The following is a 16,729-nucleotide window of genomic DNA, read 5'->3' on the forward strand; positions in this document are numbered from 1 at the left end:
CGCGCAGACAAGTGAATGGGCATCAAAACTCCGTAGACGTTCGGCACAACGGCCGGATGCGGACGTGCCGCACCGGCGCCTGTCAGTCGACGGAGCGGTTCAGACGCGGAGTCGCAAGGTCGCGAGGAAAACGGGGCCCGGAGGCGGCCGCGCCTGCGGCATGGCGGTGCTGGGAATGGCCTGCGGCTCCCCGGCCTGCAGCTTGAAGGGCAGCACGAACAGCTCCGCGAGCAACGGGTCCGCCATCGTCGGCGCCTTCACGCCGTCGAGCGACTGCGGCGCACCGGCCGAGAACTGCGCGCACAGGGTCGGCTGTTCCGTGTCCATGCCCTCACAGGGCGCGCCCGAGGCCATCAACTCGGCCATCGCCGCGGCGTCCTGCTGCGTGGGGCAGACGTAGTTTGCCAACGCCAGCTGTGAGAACAGCAGCGACAGCACCACACAGAAGGTGGTGGTCAGACGGTGGAGAACGCGTGTGCGCATGGACGCTCCGAGTCTAGCCGCGCCAGCCCCTCGGCACGTACCGCCGCCGCAGCCGTGGCCCGCGCCGCTGCGCCATCAGTTGGCGACCTGGATCGACGTCACCGTGAACGCGCCGTTGACCTTGTCGGCGGTGAACTTCACCTTGTCGCCGTCTTTCAGCGCGTCCAGCATCTTCGGGTCCGCCACGCGAAAGACCATGCTCATAGCTCCCATGTCGAGGTTCGGGATCGGCCCATGGCGCAGGGAAACTTTGCCCTGCTCCTTGTCAATCTTTCGGACCTCACCGTCCACCATCGGGGCGTTTGCCGGTGCCGGTGCCGGTGTGGATTGGGCTTGCGCGCCAAGCGTGGTGGCCAAAGCTGCGACGGCGAGGATGTGAGAGAACTTCATGGTGTGCTTCCTTCAAGATTTCGGATAGCGGGCGAAGACCGTTGCGCGCCCGCGCTTGTCGACGAGCAGCACGTCGTAAGGCTCTCTGGCCTCGCCCATCTCCATCCCGGGCGACCCGACCGGCATGTCCGGTACGGCAAGTCCAATGGCGTTGGGCTTCATGGCGAGAAGACGTTTGACCTCGGCCGCGGGTACATGGCCTTCGACCACGTACCCGTTGACAAAGCCGGTGTGGCAACTGCCAAACTTGTCCGGCAAGCCGTACCTGCGCCGCGCGTTCGCGGGGTCCTGCACCTCTGTGACCTTGACGATAAATCCGGCGGCCTTCAAGTGATCGATCCAGGCACCACAGCAACCGCAGGTCGGATTCTTGAAGACCTCCATCTGCGGCGCTGCGCCGGCGGCGAGCGCCGAAGACCCCACCGCAGCAAGGCCGAACGTGATCGCGAGCGTGACGTCCCGGCGCCTCATTTGACGATCACCTTGCCGACCATGCCGACTTCGAAATGCCCTGGCAGCAGGCAGGCGAACTGGAACGCGACGGCCTGGGTGAACTGCCACACGATGGCGCCGCTTTGGCCGGGCTTGACGTGGGCCATGTAGGCCTCGTCGTGCTCCATCTCAGGGTTCTTCTTCATCTCCTCGGCGTGTTTCCTGAGCTCCTCTGGCGTGCCGATCACCATCTCGTGCAGCTGACGAACACGGAGAATATGCGTCGAGTTCGCCTCGAGTTTATCCAAACATCCGCTCCGGGTTGGTGGCGAACCCTTGTCCCCTCCTCGGCGCGGATCAGTCGGCGTGCAGCGCACAACAAGTGGGATCATGCAGCCAGCCGATCACGCGCTTTTGCTGCGTGCAGCTGCTGCTGCGGCAGGGCGCCGGCCGGCAACAGACCGTCCAACCCATCCTCGACCAGTCTCAAAACCGGCCCGCTGCTGCTTGCATCGCCCCCGAACACATCGACCAGATGCTCGATGAGCCGGCGGACCGACATGGGTTGGCTTTTGCGTGAGCCGTACTGGATGTGAATCGACATCGGGTCGCTGCCCCAGTGCGGCAGCAGTCGCTGGAGCCGCCCTTGCGCAACAGCTTCCTCGGCCATGAACACTGGCAGCATCACGATACCGGCGCCATGCAGTGCTGCATCTGCCAGCACCTCGGCATCGCTCGCCTGCAGTGCGACCCGCACCGGAACAGTGTGCCGTTCACCGCCCGACGCATGTGTGAAGGACCAACTGGAGTCGGCGCGGCCGGTTTCCGAAACGAGACAGTCGTGTTCGACAAGCTCGGCTGGCTGCTCAGGTTCGCCCCGTTGCTTGAGGTACATCGGTGCGGCAAAGACGCCCACTTCCACCTGGGCAAGTCGGCGCGCAATCTGCGTCGGCCGGAGATCGCCGGACAGGCACAGCGCAAGGTCGGCACCTTCGTCCAGCGCGTTCCCGGTTCCCTCGCGCAAGTCGAGCCCCACCAGAACGCGCGGGAAACGCCGTCTGAACTGCGCAAGCGCCGGCCCCAAGTAATGCCGCCCGAACAATGCGGGCGCAGCGAGGCGGATGGCGCCAGATGGCTCTGTGGCACTCTGGCGGCCGATCGATTCCAGTTCGTCATATGACGCCAGCAATCCAGCGACGCGGTCCAAGACACCCCGGCCGATTGCGGTAAGCCAGATGCGCCTGGTCGTGCGGTGCAGCAGGCGTACACCCAGCAGTGCCTCAAGGTCCTGCACCGTGCGGGTCACCACCGGGCAGGAGATGTCGAGCGCGCTGGCCGCACCGACAAAGCTGCCGTTGTCGACCACGGCCTTGAAGATCGAGAGGGCTTTGGGGCGGTCCATGTCAGTTCTCCGGCTCGGTCGGCAAGGATGCAACCCACCCGACGGTGAGCCGATAGCCCGTCAAGGCGGCGGCGATGCGCTGACGGGTTGCGTCTGAGACATCTGCCCCGGCGGCTGCCAACGCGATGCGCACGACCTGGCCCCGGCTGGCTTCTTCGCACACCGTCAGCGCCGCGATCGGCTCACCCTGAAGCAGCTCGCGGAAATGCCGCTCTGCACAGTCCTGCCGCAGCGCGGGCTTGTAGATCTTGCCCACGGCGGTCAGGGGCAGTTGCTCCAGGATGAACAGCCGCCGTGGCAGCGCGGGCGCCTCATGGATCGTGGACTTGGCGAACGCCAACAACTCGTCCTCCGTCACGCAGCCGCCGTGCCGCAGCGTGACATAGACCACCGGTACTTCGCCGGCATGATTGTCCGGCATGCCCACGGCGGCCGCGTCGGCGACTGCGGGGTGGCGCATCAGGCACTCTTCGATGGCCACGGGATCGATGTTGTGGCCGCTGCGGATGATCAAGTCCTTGGCCCGGCCGGTGATGAACACCCGCCCCGTCGCGTCGATGGTGCCCACGTCGCCGGTGATGAGCCAGCCGTCTTCGGTGAAAAGCGTGGCCGATCGGCCGGCGTCCTTGTAGCCGGGCGTCACGTTGGGCCCGCGCACGACGAGCACGCCTGGCTGACCCGGCGCGCATGCGCGGCTGGAAGCGCTGGTTGCATCCAGCGCCCGCGCCTCGACCTCGCAGAACGGGATCGGGCACCCCGCAGAGCCGATGACGCGTGCGCGTGACACTGGGTCGACGCAGATCACGCCACCGGCTTCGGTCATGCCATAGACCTCACGCAGGGGCTTGCCCGTGAGCCGCTCCACCTGCTCGGCAACACTGCGCGGCAGCAGGGAGGCACCGCAGATGTTGATCCGCACGCGACTCAGATTCGCGCCTTGCGGATCGACCTTGGCCACTGCGGCGAGCGCCGTGGGCACGCCGCCGACGATGGTCGCCCCGGTGCGCTCCACGATGCGCCAGAAGTCTGCGACGACGCGGGGGTTGCGAAAGCCGGCCGGCGAGAGGATCACCACCTCTGCACCCGCGACGAACATGGCCAGGCTGCAGAAGATCGCGGACGCCACGTGGAACATCGGCAAGCCATTGACGATGACATCGTCGGCGCCCGCACCTGCGGCCCAGGCACCTCCGTAGGCAGCGGCCAACTGGTTGCGATGGGTGTGAATCACCAGCTTGGGCGCACCGGTCGTCCCGCCCGTGTGAAAGTACGCGGCGACGTCTTCCAGCCCGGGCCGGTCAGAGAACCCCAGCTGCGGCGCACTGGCCCGCAGGAGATCGGCCAGCACATGAACTTCGGGGCCGCTGTCGGCCCTTTCGCCCCCTACCTGCATCAGCGCGGCGAGCGCCGGCACAAGCTCCTTCACCCGCTTGGCCTTGTCCCAGATCTCGGTGCCCGGCATAGGCCCCAAGGCCACCAGCACCTTGGCGCCGGCTGCACGGCAAAGCGCCGCAATCTCCTCGGCCTTCAGCAGCGGATTGAGCGGCAATGCCGAAGCCGCCGTCGCCGCGCCCCACAACACGAACTGCGTTTCGACCAGCGACGGCAGCATGTACGCCACCACATCGCCGCGCCGCATGCCGAGAGACCGCAACGCGTTGGCCGTCCTCGCGATCCCCTCCACCAGTTCGCAGTAGCTGAGCTTGCGTGGAGGGGCGTCCGGATCGGTGCCGATGAAGGTGATCGCTGTCTTGCCGCCGCAGCGCTTTTGCGTGCGCTCGATGGCATCGAACACATGGGTTGCGGCCATCCAGCTTTCGAAGCGCACGCCGGGGACGGGTGCGTCGATGGTGGGCGCGGCGGTAGGCGTGCGCATCGCTTTCATGTCACTGCGTGCGCAGCGCGGAGGCGATGGCGGCGAATGCCCGCCGGTCGAGGTTGTGCGTGACGCTGGTATCGCCCGCCGGGTGCGAAGAGAGCTTGACAACGACCAGCTCGGCCGCCGGATTGATGTGCATGTGCTGCCCGTTCAACCCCTTCATCTCGAAGCTGCCGTCGCGGTCGTGGGGAACCCACCACTGGTTGTGATACGAGTAGCCCGAGCGCATCGCCTGGCCGTTGGCCTTGAACTTCTCGGTATCGGCGCCCTTGCGGATCTCCGCGATGACACTCTCGGCGATGACCTGCTGCCCGTTGGCACGGCCCGACATGCGCAGCGTCTCACCCACCCGCCCGAGGTCGCGCAGCGTTGCACTGAAGCCCACGCTGGTGATCTGCGAGCCGATCGGGTCGACCCACACAAAGGCGTCGTCCTTGGCGCCTATCCGCGACCACAGGCGTTCGGACAGCAGCGCCGAATAGCTCTTGCCTGTGACGCGCTGCAGCAGCCAGCCCAGGACTTCGGTGTCGACCGTCTTGTACTTGAATCCGGTGCCGTGCTCGCCCTCCTTCTTGATCGTCACCAGCAGGTCCGGGATGGTCCGGGGGCCGGTGTAAGCAGGCGGCGCTGGCAACAGACCGGCAGCATGCAGGTACTGGAAGATGCCCGAGTTGGGGTCGCGGAAGTTTTCGGTGTAGGCAACGCCCGTGGTCATGTCGAGCGTCTGCTGCACGGTGGCATCTGCCCACGCGCTGTCCTTCAGTTCGGGCAGGTATTTCGTGACCAGGGCGCTTGCCTCGATCACACCTTCCTTGATCAGCATCGTCGCGAGCAGGCCGGTGAACGACTTGCTCATGGACCAGAGCGAGTGAGGCTGGTGGGACGCCATGCCGGCGTAGTGCTTCTGATAAACGATCGCGCCCTTGTGCAGGACCAGCAGGCCGTCCGTGAATGTCGTGCGTTGCCAGTCGGCGATGTCGATGTCGGCGCCCTTGTCGTCCTCGAACCTGAGCGTGCCGATCTCTTGCGGCGCTTCGCGTAAGACGGATGGCTGCTCATCGCCGCGCCAAACCTGCGCAGTCGGACCGAGTTCGCGCATGTGGTGGAACGCCCACCGGCCATTGGGGAACTTCAACACCGTGGACAGCCTCACGATCTTGTCGGGCGGAGGCGGAAATCCACGCATGAGTTCCAACTTCACGGGATCGGAGGCCTCCGGCAGCGCAGGCTGCGGCGCCTGGGCGAACGTGGCCGAGGCAGCCAGCAAGAGAGCGGCCGCAATGGCAACCGCGCGATGCGGATTCGATGTCGTGCGCAGGGTGCTTCCGCGGAGGTTCAGGCAGTGGTGCATGGTGGGCTTTCAGGGGTTGGGGTCAAGCGGCTTTTCTTCCCGCCTTGCGCGCGGGGGCGGGTTGGATGGGCTCCTGGCGAGCGCCGCGTACCAGGGCCGACATCGTCGATTCGTGCAGTTGCCGCAGTTCGCTGTCGGTGGCGACGATGCCCGACAGCCGCAGCATCACGAGACCGTGCGCGGCCGCCCACAGCATCTGCCCCAGGGCCTGCGCTTCGCCGCTGACAACGGCTTTGTCGATCAGCTGCTTCACGTACGAGACCATGCTGCGGCGAGCCCGGGCCAGAGCCTCTGTCAGTTCCGCATTGCCCGTCACGTCAGCTTGACTGACATCGAACATCATTCGATAAGCGTCAGGGTGCTTCAGGGCAAAACCCAGGTAGGCCTGGCCGACGTTGCGTGCGCTCGTTTGTGGGTCTGCGCTAGAGCGCGTCGCTGATTCGATGACGTCGCAGAAGCGGTTGAACCCGCCCGCGCGAACAGCCGCCAGGATTTCTTCCTTGTTCTTGAAGTAGCGGTAGGCGGTGGTGGGGCTCCAGCCCAGCTCTGCGGCGATCTGTCGCATCGTGACGCCCTGGACACCATGATGGGCGAACAACACCTCGGCAACGCGGCAGACGTCGGCACGGCACTGCGCCACTTCTTCGTCGGTCAGTACAGGTCTCATGAATTTACAAAGTTTATTTAACGGTGTTAAATGTACTGCGCTGGCTTGCGTTGTCAAACTTTTTCTTCGACCTGCGGTGTAGCGATGCGCGTCGCACGTTCCCCATTGCCACTGCCGTCTTCAGGGGAATACGTCCGACCGCTTGACCTTCCAACAGTGGCAGCCCGAACCATACGCAGACACCATCCACCAAGGAACTCGGAATGATCAGTTTTGAAGTCAAGGGCATGACCTGCGGCCACTGCGTCAAGGCCATCACCCATGCGATGCGCAGCGTCGACCCCGGCGCGCGGGTCCACATCGATCTGGTGACCCGCCGGGTGGATGTGGAGCCGGTGGCGGCCAGCGCAGACCAACTGGCGGGCGCCATCAGGAAAGCAGGGTATTCGCCGGTCGCCAGCGCGAGCGCTCTTACTGGTGCAGGTTCAGGCAGCAAGACCACTTCCTGCTGTGGGTGCAGGTAGCTGAACAGACCGCATCCGCACTGCTGCAGCAGATCTGCAGTGTCCAAACCTCAGGAGCCCGTCATGGCCACAACCCACCACACACCGACGCGCACCAGCGCGCCACCGCTGCAGAAGACCGCTTCGGGCGGCCATGCGCACCACGTGATGCCAGACGGGACCGTGATGGCAGGCGGGCACCACGCCGGCCATCACCACGCCAGCGCGCACCGGCACGACGGAGCAGCCATACCGGCCGCGCTCGATGGCGAGTACACCTGCCCGATGCACCCTGAGATACGGCAGCAAGGCCCAGGCAGTTGCCCCCTCTGCGGCATGGCCCTCGAACCGGTGGTGGCCTCGGTCGACGCCGGGCAGAGCCCGGAGCTGAAGAACATGACCCGGCGCTTCTGGTTCGGCGCTGCGCTGACGGCGCCCGTCTTCGCGCTGGAGATGGGAGGCCATGTCGTCGACATTCACCACCTGGTTGCGCAGCAGACGTCGAACTGGATTCAGCTGATGCTCGCCACCCCGGTGGTTGTGTGGGCCGGCTGGCCGTTTTTCAGCCGCGCCGTGGCGTCTGTCAAAAGCCGCAGCCTGAACATGTTCACGCTCATCGCGCTGGGCACCGGTGCAGCCTGGCTCTACAGCATCGTGGCGACGCTGCTGCCTTCGCTCTTTCCTGCGGACCTGCGCAGCGCGGGTGGCGCCGTGGCCGTCTACTTCGAAGCTGCTGCCGTGATCACGGTGCTGGTGCTGCTCGGCCAGGTGCTGGAACTGCGGGCGCGCGAGAAGACCTCGGGGGCGATCAAGGCACTGCTGGGCCTTGCCCCGAAGACGGCACTCAAGGTCCGCGACGATGGTACGGATGAAACGGTGCAGGTCGATGCCATCCAGGTCGGTGACCAGCTCCGCGTCCGTCCTGGTGAAAAGGTGCCTGTGGACGGTGAACTCGTGGACGGAAAAGGCAACGTGGACGAATCGATGGTGACTGGCGAGCCCATGCCGGTTGCAAAGCAGTCCGGCTCGAAAGTCACAGCCGGCACGATGAACCAGACCGGTGGCTTCACGATGCGTGCCGAGAAGGTGGGCGCCGACACGCTGCTCTCGCAGATCGTGCACATGGTCGCCGCCGCGCAGCGCAGCCGCGCGCCTATTCAACGCATGGCAGACCGCGTGGCGGGCTGGTTCGTGCCCGTCGTCATCGGCGTCGCCGCGTTGACCTTCGTGGCGTGGCTGGTGTGGGGCCCGTCGCCCGCGTTCAGCTATGCGCTGGTCGCGTCCGTCGCGGTGCTGATCATCGCCTGCCCCTGTGCGTTGGGGCTGGCCACGCCGATGTCCATCATGGTGGGTGTCGGCAAGGGCGCGCAGCATGGCGTGCTGATCCGCGACGCGCAGGCGCTGGAGCGCCTGGAGGCAGTGGACACGCTTGTCGTGGACAAGACGGGCACGCTGACCGAGGGCCGGCCCAAGGTCGTGCACATCGAAGCCACAGCCGCGCGCACCGACGAGGCGGTACTTCAGGCACTGGCCAGTGTCGAGCGCGCCAGCGAGCATCCGCTGGCCATGGCCATCGTCGCCGATGCGCAGCGGCGCAACATCCAGCTGTCTGCGGTCACCGATTTCGACTCCCCCGTGGGCAAGGGCGTGGTGGGCACCGTCGACGGCCAGCGCGTCATCTCCGGCAGCGCCAGGTTCCTGAACGAGCACGGCATCGCCTCCGATGCACTGTTCCAGGCCGCAGAGATGCAGCGCCAGAAGGCGGCCACCGTCATCTTCGTGGCCATCGGCGGTCGGCTCGCAGGCTTCGTGGCCATTGCCGATCCCGTCAAGGCGACGACGCTGCAGGCGCTCAAGCTGTTGAAGGCAGAGGGTGTTCGCATCGTCATGCTGACCGGCGACAGCCAGACGACGGCGCAGGCCGTGGGCCGCCAGCTGGGCATCGACGACGTGGTGGCCGAAGTCGCGCCCGAGGACAAGGCCAACGTGGTCCAGCGGCTCAAGCAGGAAGGGCACGTCGTTGCCATGGCGGGTGACGGCGTCAACGACGCGCCAGCGCTCAGCGCGGCCGATGTGGGCATCGCCATGGGCACCGGCACCGATGTCGCGATGGAGAGCGCGGGCGTGACCCTGCTCAAGGGCGACCTCATGGGCATCGTGCGCGCGCGCAAGCTGTCACGCGCCACCATGCGCAACATCCGGCAGAACCTCTTTCTCTCGTTCGTCTACAACGCTGCGGGTGTGCCGGTAGCAGCCGGTGTGCTGTACCCGTTCTTCGGCGTGTTGCTGTCGCCTGTGATTGCTGCGGCCGCCATGGCGCTGTCGTCAGTGAGTGTCATTGCCAATGCGTTACGGCTGCGGTCGACGAAGGTGGATTGACGACGACAGGTGCACGCCCGGATGGACCGCAGAGTCGCCCAGCGCTGACCGAACGTGCACAATCCGCTCTCGCACTTCAAGCGCGACCCGTGAGAACTCCGGGTGGCTCTCTCCTGCATCACCGCTACGGGGTCCATGAAGACGACGACGACGCGGACATCAGCCTCCTCGCGCACAACGACGTTGCACAGCAGGAGGACATGCCCGGCTCGGGCCTCCAGTGTGCGATGGGCCAGCGGCGGATTGCAAGCGCCCATGATTCGGCATGGGGCGACCATCGATGCCGAGCTTGGCGTTCATCGTGGCCTGCACGTCGATCTCGGTGACGATGCCGAACCCTTCGGGCGCGGTCTACCGCTGCGGGGCGGGACGATATGCGGGGGGGGTTGCTGTGGGCCGATGCCCATACACCCTTGCATCGGCTCTGTCAGGGGTGCGAATCGGCAGCGCTGCCCATCATTGTGCTTGCCGCGACGATGCCAGAGACCGCCGGCACCTACGACCAATCCGTAAACGCGTCCAGATGATTCGATCAACATCATGTTGGCCGCCAGAGCGGTGCCAAGCCACACGCGCCGCTCGTCACGCTGATGTTCTGAACCGAGCAAACACGGCCGTGCGGTACCGAGAACGGCGCAGCAGCGCATTGGTGTGGACGCGCAGTCGTTTGAGTTCGGCTAGGTCGTATCACATGAGCCGGGGATGGTGACAACCGCCGCCGCCCGGCCTCGCTCAGTGGGTGTGCCCGTGGTGCGCATCGGGCACGTGACCATGGCTGTGCTCTACCGGGCTGTGACGGTGCTGGTGGCTGTGCGGGCCGGTGGGCATCGGATCACGGCCGTGTGTGTGGTGATCGTCGTGATGGGTGTGCGCATGCTTGTGCTCAAGGGCTTCGTGCGTAGCGGCGTGCTCGTGCCGCTCGGCCAGGTGCAATGCGACGCCGCAGACCATGCACACGCCACCCAGACCCATCAACCATGAACCGGACCAGTCGCCCAGCGCAAAGGCGCCCAGGGCGCCGATAAATGGCGCGAATGCGAACACCGAACCTGTACGCGCCGCGCCGAACTCGCGCTGCGCGAGCAGGTAGAAGCGCAGGCTCAAACCGTAGCCGGTGGCACCTACCGCCAGCAAGGCAAGTACCGCCACCAAGTCTGGCACCGGCTCGCTCCACAACCAGGCCATGACAACCGTGGCCAGTATGCCCAGCCACGGCCTTGACCATGACAACTTGACCCGGATCTCGGTCTGCAACCCCACGCGACAGCGTGTTGTCGACACCCCAGGCGACGGCGGCCACGGTCACGGCCAGCAGCCCGAGCAACTGGACCTGGCCAGCCGGGCCTTGCTCAAACACCAGCACGACACCCCCCCAGCAAGAGCAGCACCACGGCCGCGATGACGCGCCGGTCCAGCGACTCGCCGTACCAACGCCAAGCCAGGATGGCCGTGCACAGGGCCTCCAGCGTCAGCATCAGCGATGCGCTGGAACCGCTGGTGCGTTGCAGTCCCCAGGCCAGCGCGACCGTTCCGACCACGGCGCCCATGCCGGCCATGGCCAGCAGGCGCGGCAGGTCGCCACGGCGTACCTGTGGTTCGCGCGTGGCGGGCCGGCGCAGCAGGGCCGCCACTGCTGCGGCGCCGCCGTAGAGCAGCGCCGCCGTGGTGAACGGCCCGATGCCGGCCCCGATGCCCTGCACCAGTGGCGTGCTCAGGCCGAACAGAGCCGCAGCCAGCGGCGCCCGCCCTCCTCCGCGCAGCGCAGGTGAAGCCCGATCGCGCCGCATCGCTTACTGCTGCAGCCTGAAACCACCACGATGAACTGAACCACAACGCCGAGAAACCGTTTTGAAGGAGAGCTCGCAAGAAGCGATGTGATGGGCCAACAGGTCAAACCGGGGTGCGGGCAATCCGCTCGAAAGAAGCAGGGCATCAAGCCCGATGCGCAGACAGGAACCTCACCCGCGAATGCCATCAGGGCCAGCAGAACGAACACCCTGCGCCGACAGGCCGAATGTAAGACTGCAAACCCTTCAGCCCCGCATGCCGCCGAATCTTGCTCTTCTGGAGACGTCCATGAAAGACGTTCCTAAGCACTCTGTTTCACATATGTAATAAAAGTGTCTAGATAAGGTCTGCCCTGAACATAGAGCTGAAAAATCTCACTGCCGTCACCGCGCACATGGCCGGATTTATCTATAGGACACGTCCTACGAAGTCAGAAAAGTCATTTTAAGTCGATCCTAACTGCTCTACATCACGTTTCAGAAGCAAACAGACTGCATCGTCTGTGCCCTTCACAGTCGGCCTCGGGACTAATTTCATCACTATGTAAGGAACTTTGGTTATGCTTATTGAATTTATCCGCCTGGGTATCGTTTACCTTCACCTCATTGCATGTTGCGTAGCAATTGGTCTCGTACTCACCAGCGACATTGCCATGGTCAAACAGCTTCTCAGGGCAGATCCAACAGAGAAGATGAACTCCATACACTTGTCCGAGCTACAAAGAACCGTTTCCCGCGCGCTGCTAGCGCTGTGGCTTACCGGCGCCCTCATCATTGCACTTGACGCGTCGCTCAATGGCTGGAGCTATTTCGCAAACCCGAAATTGCAGTCCAAAGTAGTCATCGTCTTGGTGTTGACCATCAATGGCTTCGCGCTGCACAAATACGTACTTCCAATGCTACAAAGGAACGGCTCGCTGCTCAGGCTAACGGTCAACCAGCGCACTTTCGCCCTCTTTGCTGGTGCCGTATCTGCCGCTTCCTGGTTTTATGCAGCGATGCTGGGTATTGGCCGTCCTCTGAACTACAAGTATTCCCTTCTGGAAATCATGGCCGCCTACCCGCTGTTAATTGCAGCGGGGTTTGCCTTCATGCTGCTACTTACGGCTTGGTCCCAGTCCAGGGCCAACGGCGAGGTTGAATCCGCTTTGGTTGGCTCTCGCTGAGTTCCTGAATAAACAGAGCGACAACCAAACTGGAGCGATACGTCCGTGCACATCAGGGCCCGCAGCAATACTGTTCGTTCAGTAACCAGCCGCATATTCAACGCTACCGCTTGAGCGCCTGACCTACTGACGACAGTGAATGTCCACCCGTCCGGGTGACTGCCTGTCGAAACTCTGGTACGGCGAGTTGCGCCGCTTGACCATGCGTGCACTGCGGTGGTCGACGGTTCGGGCGGCGTGCATGGTGGCGGGCTGCGGCGAGCAGTTCAGTGATCCAGAGACGTCGGCGAATCGGGCACCGTGGGGGAATGGCCCCGATTGGGGCTTTGCGCGGCGCAGCAGGTGCAGTGCAGCTTTACATCAAGCTCGGAAAACGTGTCGGACTGACGATCCGACAGCTCGGCTTTCCAACGAAACACACGCTCAAGCACTTGTGCCAGGAGTACGAGCAGGGCCTTGGCTTGGCCGCCGGGTACACACGCGCGCCGAGGTTTTGCAGGTCCAGAAAGAATCCGCGGTCGCGCACTATCTGGAACACGGGCGCTGCTTCGCGGCGACGATTGAGGCGCTGGGCTATCCGTCGCGGACGTTGCTGACATTCTGGGTCCAAGAGTTGCATCCGCAGGCCCGCAAGCGCGTTGTCAGCCGGTTGGCGGCACGGACGCCCGCGATGAAGCAGTCCGCGGTCATCGAGCTGTGCATGCGGGAGGGCAGCGCGCAATCGGTGGCTCAGGAGTTGTCCCGGCCATCGCTGTACACCTGGAAGAATCAGCTGCTCGGCCACGACGCGACTGCATCCATGAAACGCAAGCAAGATCTTCCACCAAACCCTGAGTTGGCCGAGCTGAAACAACAAGCCGCGGCACTGCGACAAGAAGTCCGGCGCCTGCGTCTCCGTCTTTGGACGCAATCTACGATGGTGGAGACTGGCCGCCTACCTTCTGGCGGCGACCATGATGTCTACATGGGCGAGATCAGCCCTGCGCCTGACAACCTCCTGGAGCGCGACTTCAGCGCAGCTGCGCCGAACGGGAAGTGGCTCACCGACCTCACAGAATTCCAGATCCCAGCTGGCAAGGTGGATCTGTCGCCCATGATCGACTGCTTCGATGGCATGGTCGTCAGCTGGACGATCGGAACGCGCCCGGACGCCGAGCTCGTCAACACGATGCTGGACGCGGCCATCGAGACCGTCACAGCCAGCAACGAACGGCCGGTCGTGCACTCCGATCGCGGCGCCCACTACCGTTGGCCTGGATGGCTGTCTCGTATCGCTGGTGCAAGGCTTGCGCACTCGATGTCTCGCAAGGCATGCTCGCCGGACAACGCTGCGTGTGAAGGCTTCTTTGGCCGCCTGAAGACCGAGCTGTTCTACGCGCGCAGCTGGCTATCCACGAACATCGAGGACGTCATCGCGGCGTTGCACTCCTACATCCTCTGGCACAACGCGGGCCGGATCAAGATCTCGCTGGGAGCCTGCAGCCCTATCGAGTACCGGCGCAACCTCGGACTTGCTAGACAACCCGTCCAAGTTTTCTGCCGCACCCCCGAGCCCCCCAAGGGTCAGGATTTGTTGGAAATCAACAGTCGGGCGCGCCTGTTGCATCTGACCACAATGTTGGAAGCGTCCCGGCAAGCTTGGACGGTGCCCGTGGTGACCACGCGCCTCAAGTTTTCCTGCTGACACCAACGAGCTGCCGATCGACGTGCAGGATGGAACTGACAATCTGCTCCGGCGCTGCCAACGCGGGCGCCATCGCCCACCGGTCGTAACGATCGTTGCCGATGCGCACCATGCCGACGTGGCGTGCGGCCTCTTTGTCGACCGCCGGATCGGGGTCGTAGAACCCCAGGGCGTAGCGCACGCTTTCGACATCGTTGCGGGCACCCGTCAGGAACAGCCAACCTGGCTCGACCCCGTGCATCTCCGCATAGTCTGCGAGCGCTTGCGGCGTGTCGACTTCCGGCCGCAGAGAGATCGAGTACATGAAGATGTTCTTGCCCACCCGGTCTCCGAGCAGCTTTTGCACCTCCAAGAGGTTGGCTGTCATCGGCGGGCACAGGCCCTCGCAGTCCGCATACATCATGTTGATGACGACGATTTTTCCGCGGACCAGATCGTCATAGAAGTTGACCGTCGCACCGGTGTGGGTCTTCAGTTCCACGTTGGGCATTTGTCGGCGCGGACGTGCCCTCGCTGCAGGTGGCGGCGTGGGCTCGGCGCGCGCGCCGAATATGCCCAATGTGGCGGCGCCCACGCCGGCCAGCAAATACCTACGGTTGTTCATCGCAGTCTCCTTTCAAGTGGCAAAGGCGCGGGTCGACGGCCGCACGCACTCACGCGATGTCGATGCGAGCCATCATCGCGTGGTCTTCGTGCGTGAGGTTGTGGCAGTGCAGGATGTACTTGCCGCCGAAGTCGCGAAAGCGGAACAGCACCCGCATCGTCGAGCGTGGGCCGAGAATGAAAACGTCCTTGCGGCCACGCTCATGCAGCGGGATCGCCAGGTTGACGCCATTGCGGGTCTGGCTCAGCAGCCGGCCCTCTTCCAGATGCATGTGGATCGGATGCTGCCAGCCGTTGTCGGGGTTGATGAACTCCCAGATCTCCGCACTGCCTTTGGCCAGCGTGGCCCGGGGCACGAGCACATTGAAGAACTGCCCATTGACGGACCACATGCCGCCCGAACGTTCGAACACCCATCTGCGCACCGGCAGCGCCGCCAGCTCTGCCGCAGACGGCAGCGGCCGCAGGGCGCGCAGCACGTTCGGCACGACGCTCAGGTCAGGCGCAGGCGGGTTGCGGTCGACGATGAACTTCAGCACGCGAACGCCGGGCGCCACCACACCGTCCGGCTGGCGCGTGTCGGTCTGTGTCAGTTGGTTGACCAGGTAGAGCGTGGTGCCGACCGGGAATCTGGAGAAGTCCACGACGATGTCGGCGCGCTCTGCCACGCCGAGCCGCACCCTGAACTGGTTGGCCAGTGCATTGGGCAACAGGTTGCCGTCGTTGGCGATGTACGCGAAGGTGTAAACCGTGGTGCCGCTCGCGTTTTGCAGCAGGAACTCGTAGAACCGCGTCGGCCCGGCATTGAGCAGCCGCAGCCGGTACTTGCGGCGCGCCACACGCAACACCGGCTCGATCTTGCCGTTCACCACGATCTTGTCGCCCAGCACCCCCTCGGGATTGAGTTCGTCGAAGGTCACCCGCCCGCCCGAGTCGAACCGCTTGTCGCCGAAACTGAGCGGGTAGTCGTAGGGGTGGCTCGGCAGCCGCAAGCCCGTCTGCTCGTCGCCCGTGTCCAGGTCGTCGAAGATGTTGTAGCGCCCGAACAGCCCCCGGATCAGGTTGGGGGCGGTCGCGCCATCGGTGTGGTCATGGTAGAAGAGTGAGCCGAGCGCCTCGCGCGGATCGCCGATGCCGCCAAACTCGTCGAGTCCGGCGTAGACGTTCGGATAGAAGTGGTCCTTGTACCAACCCGGTCCGGTCAGCGTGGGGCCGGCCTGGGTCGCGCTGTAGAAGTCGCCGGCGTAGCCGTCGCTCTCGGACGGCGTGTGCATGTTGTGCAGGTGCGTCGAGATCTCCGGCGAGCCGAAGCCGGTGTGGTTGGCCGGCAGCTCGTTGCGGATGCGCAGGATGATCGACTGCCCGTAGCGGGCGAAGATGGTCGGCCCGGGCGTTGTCGAACCGGGCGTGTTGCCTTCAAAGCCCCAGATCGGCTGCGGCGGGTAGTACGGGTTGTTGCCGTTGAACTGCCAGGCCGGGTTTTCCTTCGCGGTCATCTGGTAGTGCAGCGGTGTCCCCGCCACGCCGCCCGGCCCGGTGAGTTCCGTGAAGCGCTGATGTGCGGCGCGCCCGCACTCCCCGCCCCCGTAGTTGGCCGCCCCGGTCGGGGGCGGGTACAACGGGGCAGTGACCGGGGCCAGCGGCTTGATCTGCGTCGGCAGTTCGTCGACCCACGGGGTGGTCGGCGGACTCGGCGGAAGCGGCGTGACCTGTGCCTCGGTCTTGCGTGAGGTCAGCACCAGCGGTGCCGCCGTTGCTGCAATCGACGTCTTCAGCATGTTGCGTCGACCGTGGTCGGCGTGGGGCGGCACACTCGTTGGTCGCGCGAGACGGTTGCTCATGACGGGTCTCCTGGTGAAAGGGAAGTGAGCGGCTCACATCTGTCGGCCGGCGCGGCGGACAGTGGACGTGATGGGTTCGGCCAGATACTGCAGCGCGGTCTGTTTGGAGCCTTCGATATAGACCTCTGCGGGCATGCCGGCCTGCAGCTTGAACTCGCTGATCGACTTGAGGGAGTCGGCATCGGCCAGGATCATCACGTGGTAGTACGGCAGGTTGGTCTG

14 protein-coding genes and 3 pseudogenes are annotated in these 16,729 nt (G+C 64.7%); 4 read left to right on the forward strand and 13 right to left on the reverse strand.

The genetic code is table 11. The features are described from left to right. Window positions 1-99: 99 nt before the first annotated feature. The 8 genes from AC099J_RS30935 to AC099J_RS30970 form a co-directional block, all read right to left on the reverse strand. Window positions 100-483 (reverse strand): hypothetical protein, encoded by a 384-nt coding sequence (locus AC099J_RS30935; RefSeq protein WP_479619156.1) that lies wholly within the window; start codon window positions 481-483, stop codon window positions 100-102. Between the two features lie 75 nt (window positions 484-558). Continuing rightward, a complete protein-coding gene (locus AC099J_RS30940) occupies window positions 559-873 on the reverse strand; it encodes a copper-binding protein (RefSeq protein ID WP_479619157.1) in 315 nt (104 codons plus the stop codon). A 12-nt stretch (window positions 874-885) separates the two neighbouring features. Beyond that, complete coding sequence (locus AC099J_RS30945) at window positions 886-1,344, reverse strand: DUF411 domain-containing protein (RefSeq protein WP_479619158.1); 459 nt, start codon at window positions 1,342-1,344, stop codon at window positions 886-888. Further along, entirely contained in the window at window positions 1,341-1,697 is a 357-nt protein-coding gene (locus tag AC099J_RS30950; protein ID WP_479619159.1) for a cupredoxin domain-containing protein, read from the reverse strand. The genes AC099J_RS30945 and AC099J_RS30950 overlap by 4 nt, the downstream gene beginning before the upstream one ends. Beyond that, a complete protein-coding gene (locus tag AC099J_RS30955; protein ID WP_479619160.1) occupies window positions 1,694-2,707 on the reverse strand; it encodes a LysR family transcriptional regulator in 1,014 nt (337 codons plus the stop codon). Before AC099J_RS30955 ends, AC099J_RS30950 begins: the two co-directional genes overlap by 4 nt. Before the next feature lies 1 nt (window position 2,708). Continuing rightward, window positions 2,709-4,583, reverse strand: a complete 1,875-nt coding sequence (locus AC099J_RS30960; RefSeq protein WP_479619161.1) for an AMP-binding protein — start codon at window positions 4,581-4,583, stop codon at window positions 2,709-2,711. A 10-nt stretch (window positions 4,584-4,593) separates the two neighbouring features. Continuing rightward, on the reverse strand, window positions 4,594-5,937 hold the full coding sequence (locus AC099J_RS30965; RefSeq protein WP_479619162.1) for a serine hydrolase domain-containing protein: 1,344 nt from the start codon (window positions 5,935-5,937) through the stop codon (window positions 4,594-4,596). A gap of 22 nt (window positions 5,938-5,959) precedes the next feature. Then, on the reverse strand, window positions 5,960-6,661 hold the full coding sequence (locus AC099J_RS30970; RefSeq protein ID WP_479619163.1) for a TetR/AcrR family transcriptional regulator: 702 nt from the start codon (window positions 6,659-6,661) through the stop codon (window positions 5,960-5,962). Window positions 6,662-6,807: 146 nt separating this feature from the next. On the opposite strand from AC099J_RS30970, the gene AC099J_RS30975 reads away from it, so the two are divergent. Both AC099J_RS30975 and AC099J_RS30980 read left to right on the forward strand, forming a co-directional pair. Further along, window positions 6,808-7,068: a heavy-metal-associated domain-containing protein gene (locus AC099J_RS30975; protein ID WP_479619164.1), complete on the forward strand. Its 261-nt coding sequence runs from the start codon at window positions 6,808-6,810 to the stop codon at window positions 7,066-7,068. 147 nt (window positions 7,069-7,215) lie between these two features. Beyond that, complete coding sequence (locus tag AC099J_RS30980) at window positions 7,216-9,426, forward strand: copper-transporting P-type ATPase (RefSeq protein ID WP_479619169.1); 2,211 nt, start codon at window positions 7,216-7,218, stop codon at window positions 9,424-9,426. A 188-nt stretch (window positions 9,427-9,614) separates the two neighbouring features. On the opposite strand, the pseudogene AC099J_RS30985 reads toward AC099J_RS30980, so the two are convergent. Both AC099J_RS30985 and AC099J_RS30990 read right to left on the reverse strand, forming a co-directional pair. Next, window positions 9,615-9,704, reverse strand: a pseudogene (locus tag AC099J_RS30985) (DUF302 domain-containing protein); the annotation flags it as partial. Between the two features lie 454 nt (window positions 9,705-10,158). Beyond that, window positions 10,159-11,213, reverse strand: a pseudogene (locus tag AC099J_RS30990) (DMT family transporter). Between the two features lie 560 nt (window positions 11,214-11,773). On the opposite strand from AC099J_RS30990, the gene AC099J_RS30995 reads away from it, so the two are divergent. Further along, entirely contained in the window at window positions 11,774-12,379 is a 606-nt protein-coding gene (locus AC099J_RS30995; RefSeq protein ID WP_479619165.1) for a hypothetical protein, read from the forward strand. Window positions 12,380-12,687: 308 nt separating this feature from the next. Then, a pseudogene (locus AC099J_RS31000) lies at window positions 12,688-13,898 on the forward strand (IS3 family transposase); the annotation flags it as partial. A 148-nt stretch (window positions 13,899-14,046) separates the two neighbouring features. Here AC099J_RS31000 and AC099J_RS31005 read toward each other — a convergent pair. From AC099J_RS31005 to AC099J_RS31015, 3 genes are all read right to left on the reverse strand, one after another. Next, window positions 14,047-14,667 carry an SCO family protein gene (locus tag AC099J_RS31005; RefSeq protein WP_479619166.1) on the reverse strand — a complete coding sequence of 207 codons (621 nt, stop codon included), beginning with the start codon at window positions 14,665-14,667 and terminating at the stop codon, window positions 14,047-14,049. A 49-nt stretch (window positions 14,668-14,716) separates the two neighbouring features. Beyond that, the gene (locus AC099J_RS31010) at window positions 14,717-16,507 is read right to left on the reverse strand and encodes a multicopper oxidase family protein (protein ID WP_479619167.1); all 1,791 of its coding nucleotides are present in this window, start codon (window positions 16,505-16,507) and stop codon (window positions 14,717-14,719) included. A gap of 33 nt (window positions 16,508-16,540) precedes the next feature. Next, window positions 16,541-16,729, reverse strand: a 189-nt coding sequence (locus AC099J_RS31015; protein ID WP_479619168.1) for a beta-barrel domain-containing protein, incomplete at its 5' end; no start/stop codon positions are given.

The sequence above is a fragment of the Rhodoferax sp. RT4P68 genome (assembly GCF_056521305.1).

Excerpts from the sequence above, each read along its gene's own strand:
- AC099J_RS30935 (WP_479619156.1), bottom strand. The coding sequence starts at position 483 with ATGCGCACACGCGTTCTCCACCGTCTGACCACCACCTTCTGTGTGGTG.
- AC099J_RS30940 (WP_479619157.1), bottom strand. The coding sequence starts at position 873 with ATGAAGTTCTCTCACATCCTCGCCGTCGCAGCTTTGGCCACCACGCTT.
- AC099J_RS30945 (WP_479619158.1), bottom strand. The coding sequence starts at position 1,344 with ATGAGGCGCCGGGACGTCACGCTCGCGATCACGTTCGGCCTTGCTGCG.
- AC099J_RS30950 (WP_479619159.1), bottom strand. The coding sequence starts at position 1,697 with ATGATCCCACTTGTTGTGCGCTGCACGCCGACTGATCCGCGCCGAGGA.
- AC099J_RS30955 (WP_479619160.1), bottom strand. The coding sequence starts at position 2,707 with ATGGACCGCCCCAAAGCCCTCTCGATCTTCAAGGCCGTGGTCGACAAC.
- AC099J_RS30960 (WP_479619161.1), bottom strand. The coding sequence starts at position 4,583 with ATGCGCACGCCTACCGCCGCGCCCACCATCGACGCACCCGTCCCCGGC.
- AC099J_RS30965 (WP_479619162.1), bottom strand. The coding sequence starts at position 5,937 with ATGCACCACTGCCTGAACCTCCGCGGAAGCACCCTGCGCACGACATCG.
- AC099J_RS30975 (WP_479619164.1), top strand. The coding sequence starts at position 6,808 with ATGATCAGTTTTGAAGTCAAGGGCATGACCTGCGGCCACTGCGTCAAG.
- AC099J_RS30980 (WP_479619169.1), top strand. The coding sequence starts at position 7,216 with ATGCCAGACGGGACCGTGATGGCAGGCGGGCACCACGCCGGCCATCAC.
- AC099J_RS30995 (WP_479619165.1), top strand. The coding sequence starts at position 11,774 with ATGCTTATTGAATTTATCCGCCTGGGTATCGTTTACCTTCACCTCATT.
- AC099J_RS31005 (WP_479619166.1), bottom strand. The coding sequence starts at position 14,667 with ATGAACAACCGTAGGTATTTGCTGGCCGGCGTGGGCGCCGCCACATTG.
- AC099J_RS31010 (WP_479619167.1), bottom strand. The coding sequence starts at position 16,507 with ATGAGCAACCGTCTCGCGCGACCAACGAGTGTGCCGCCCCACGCCGAC.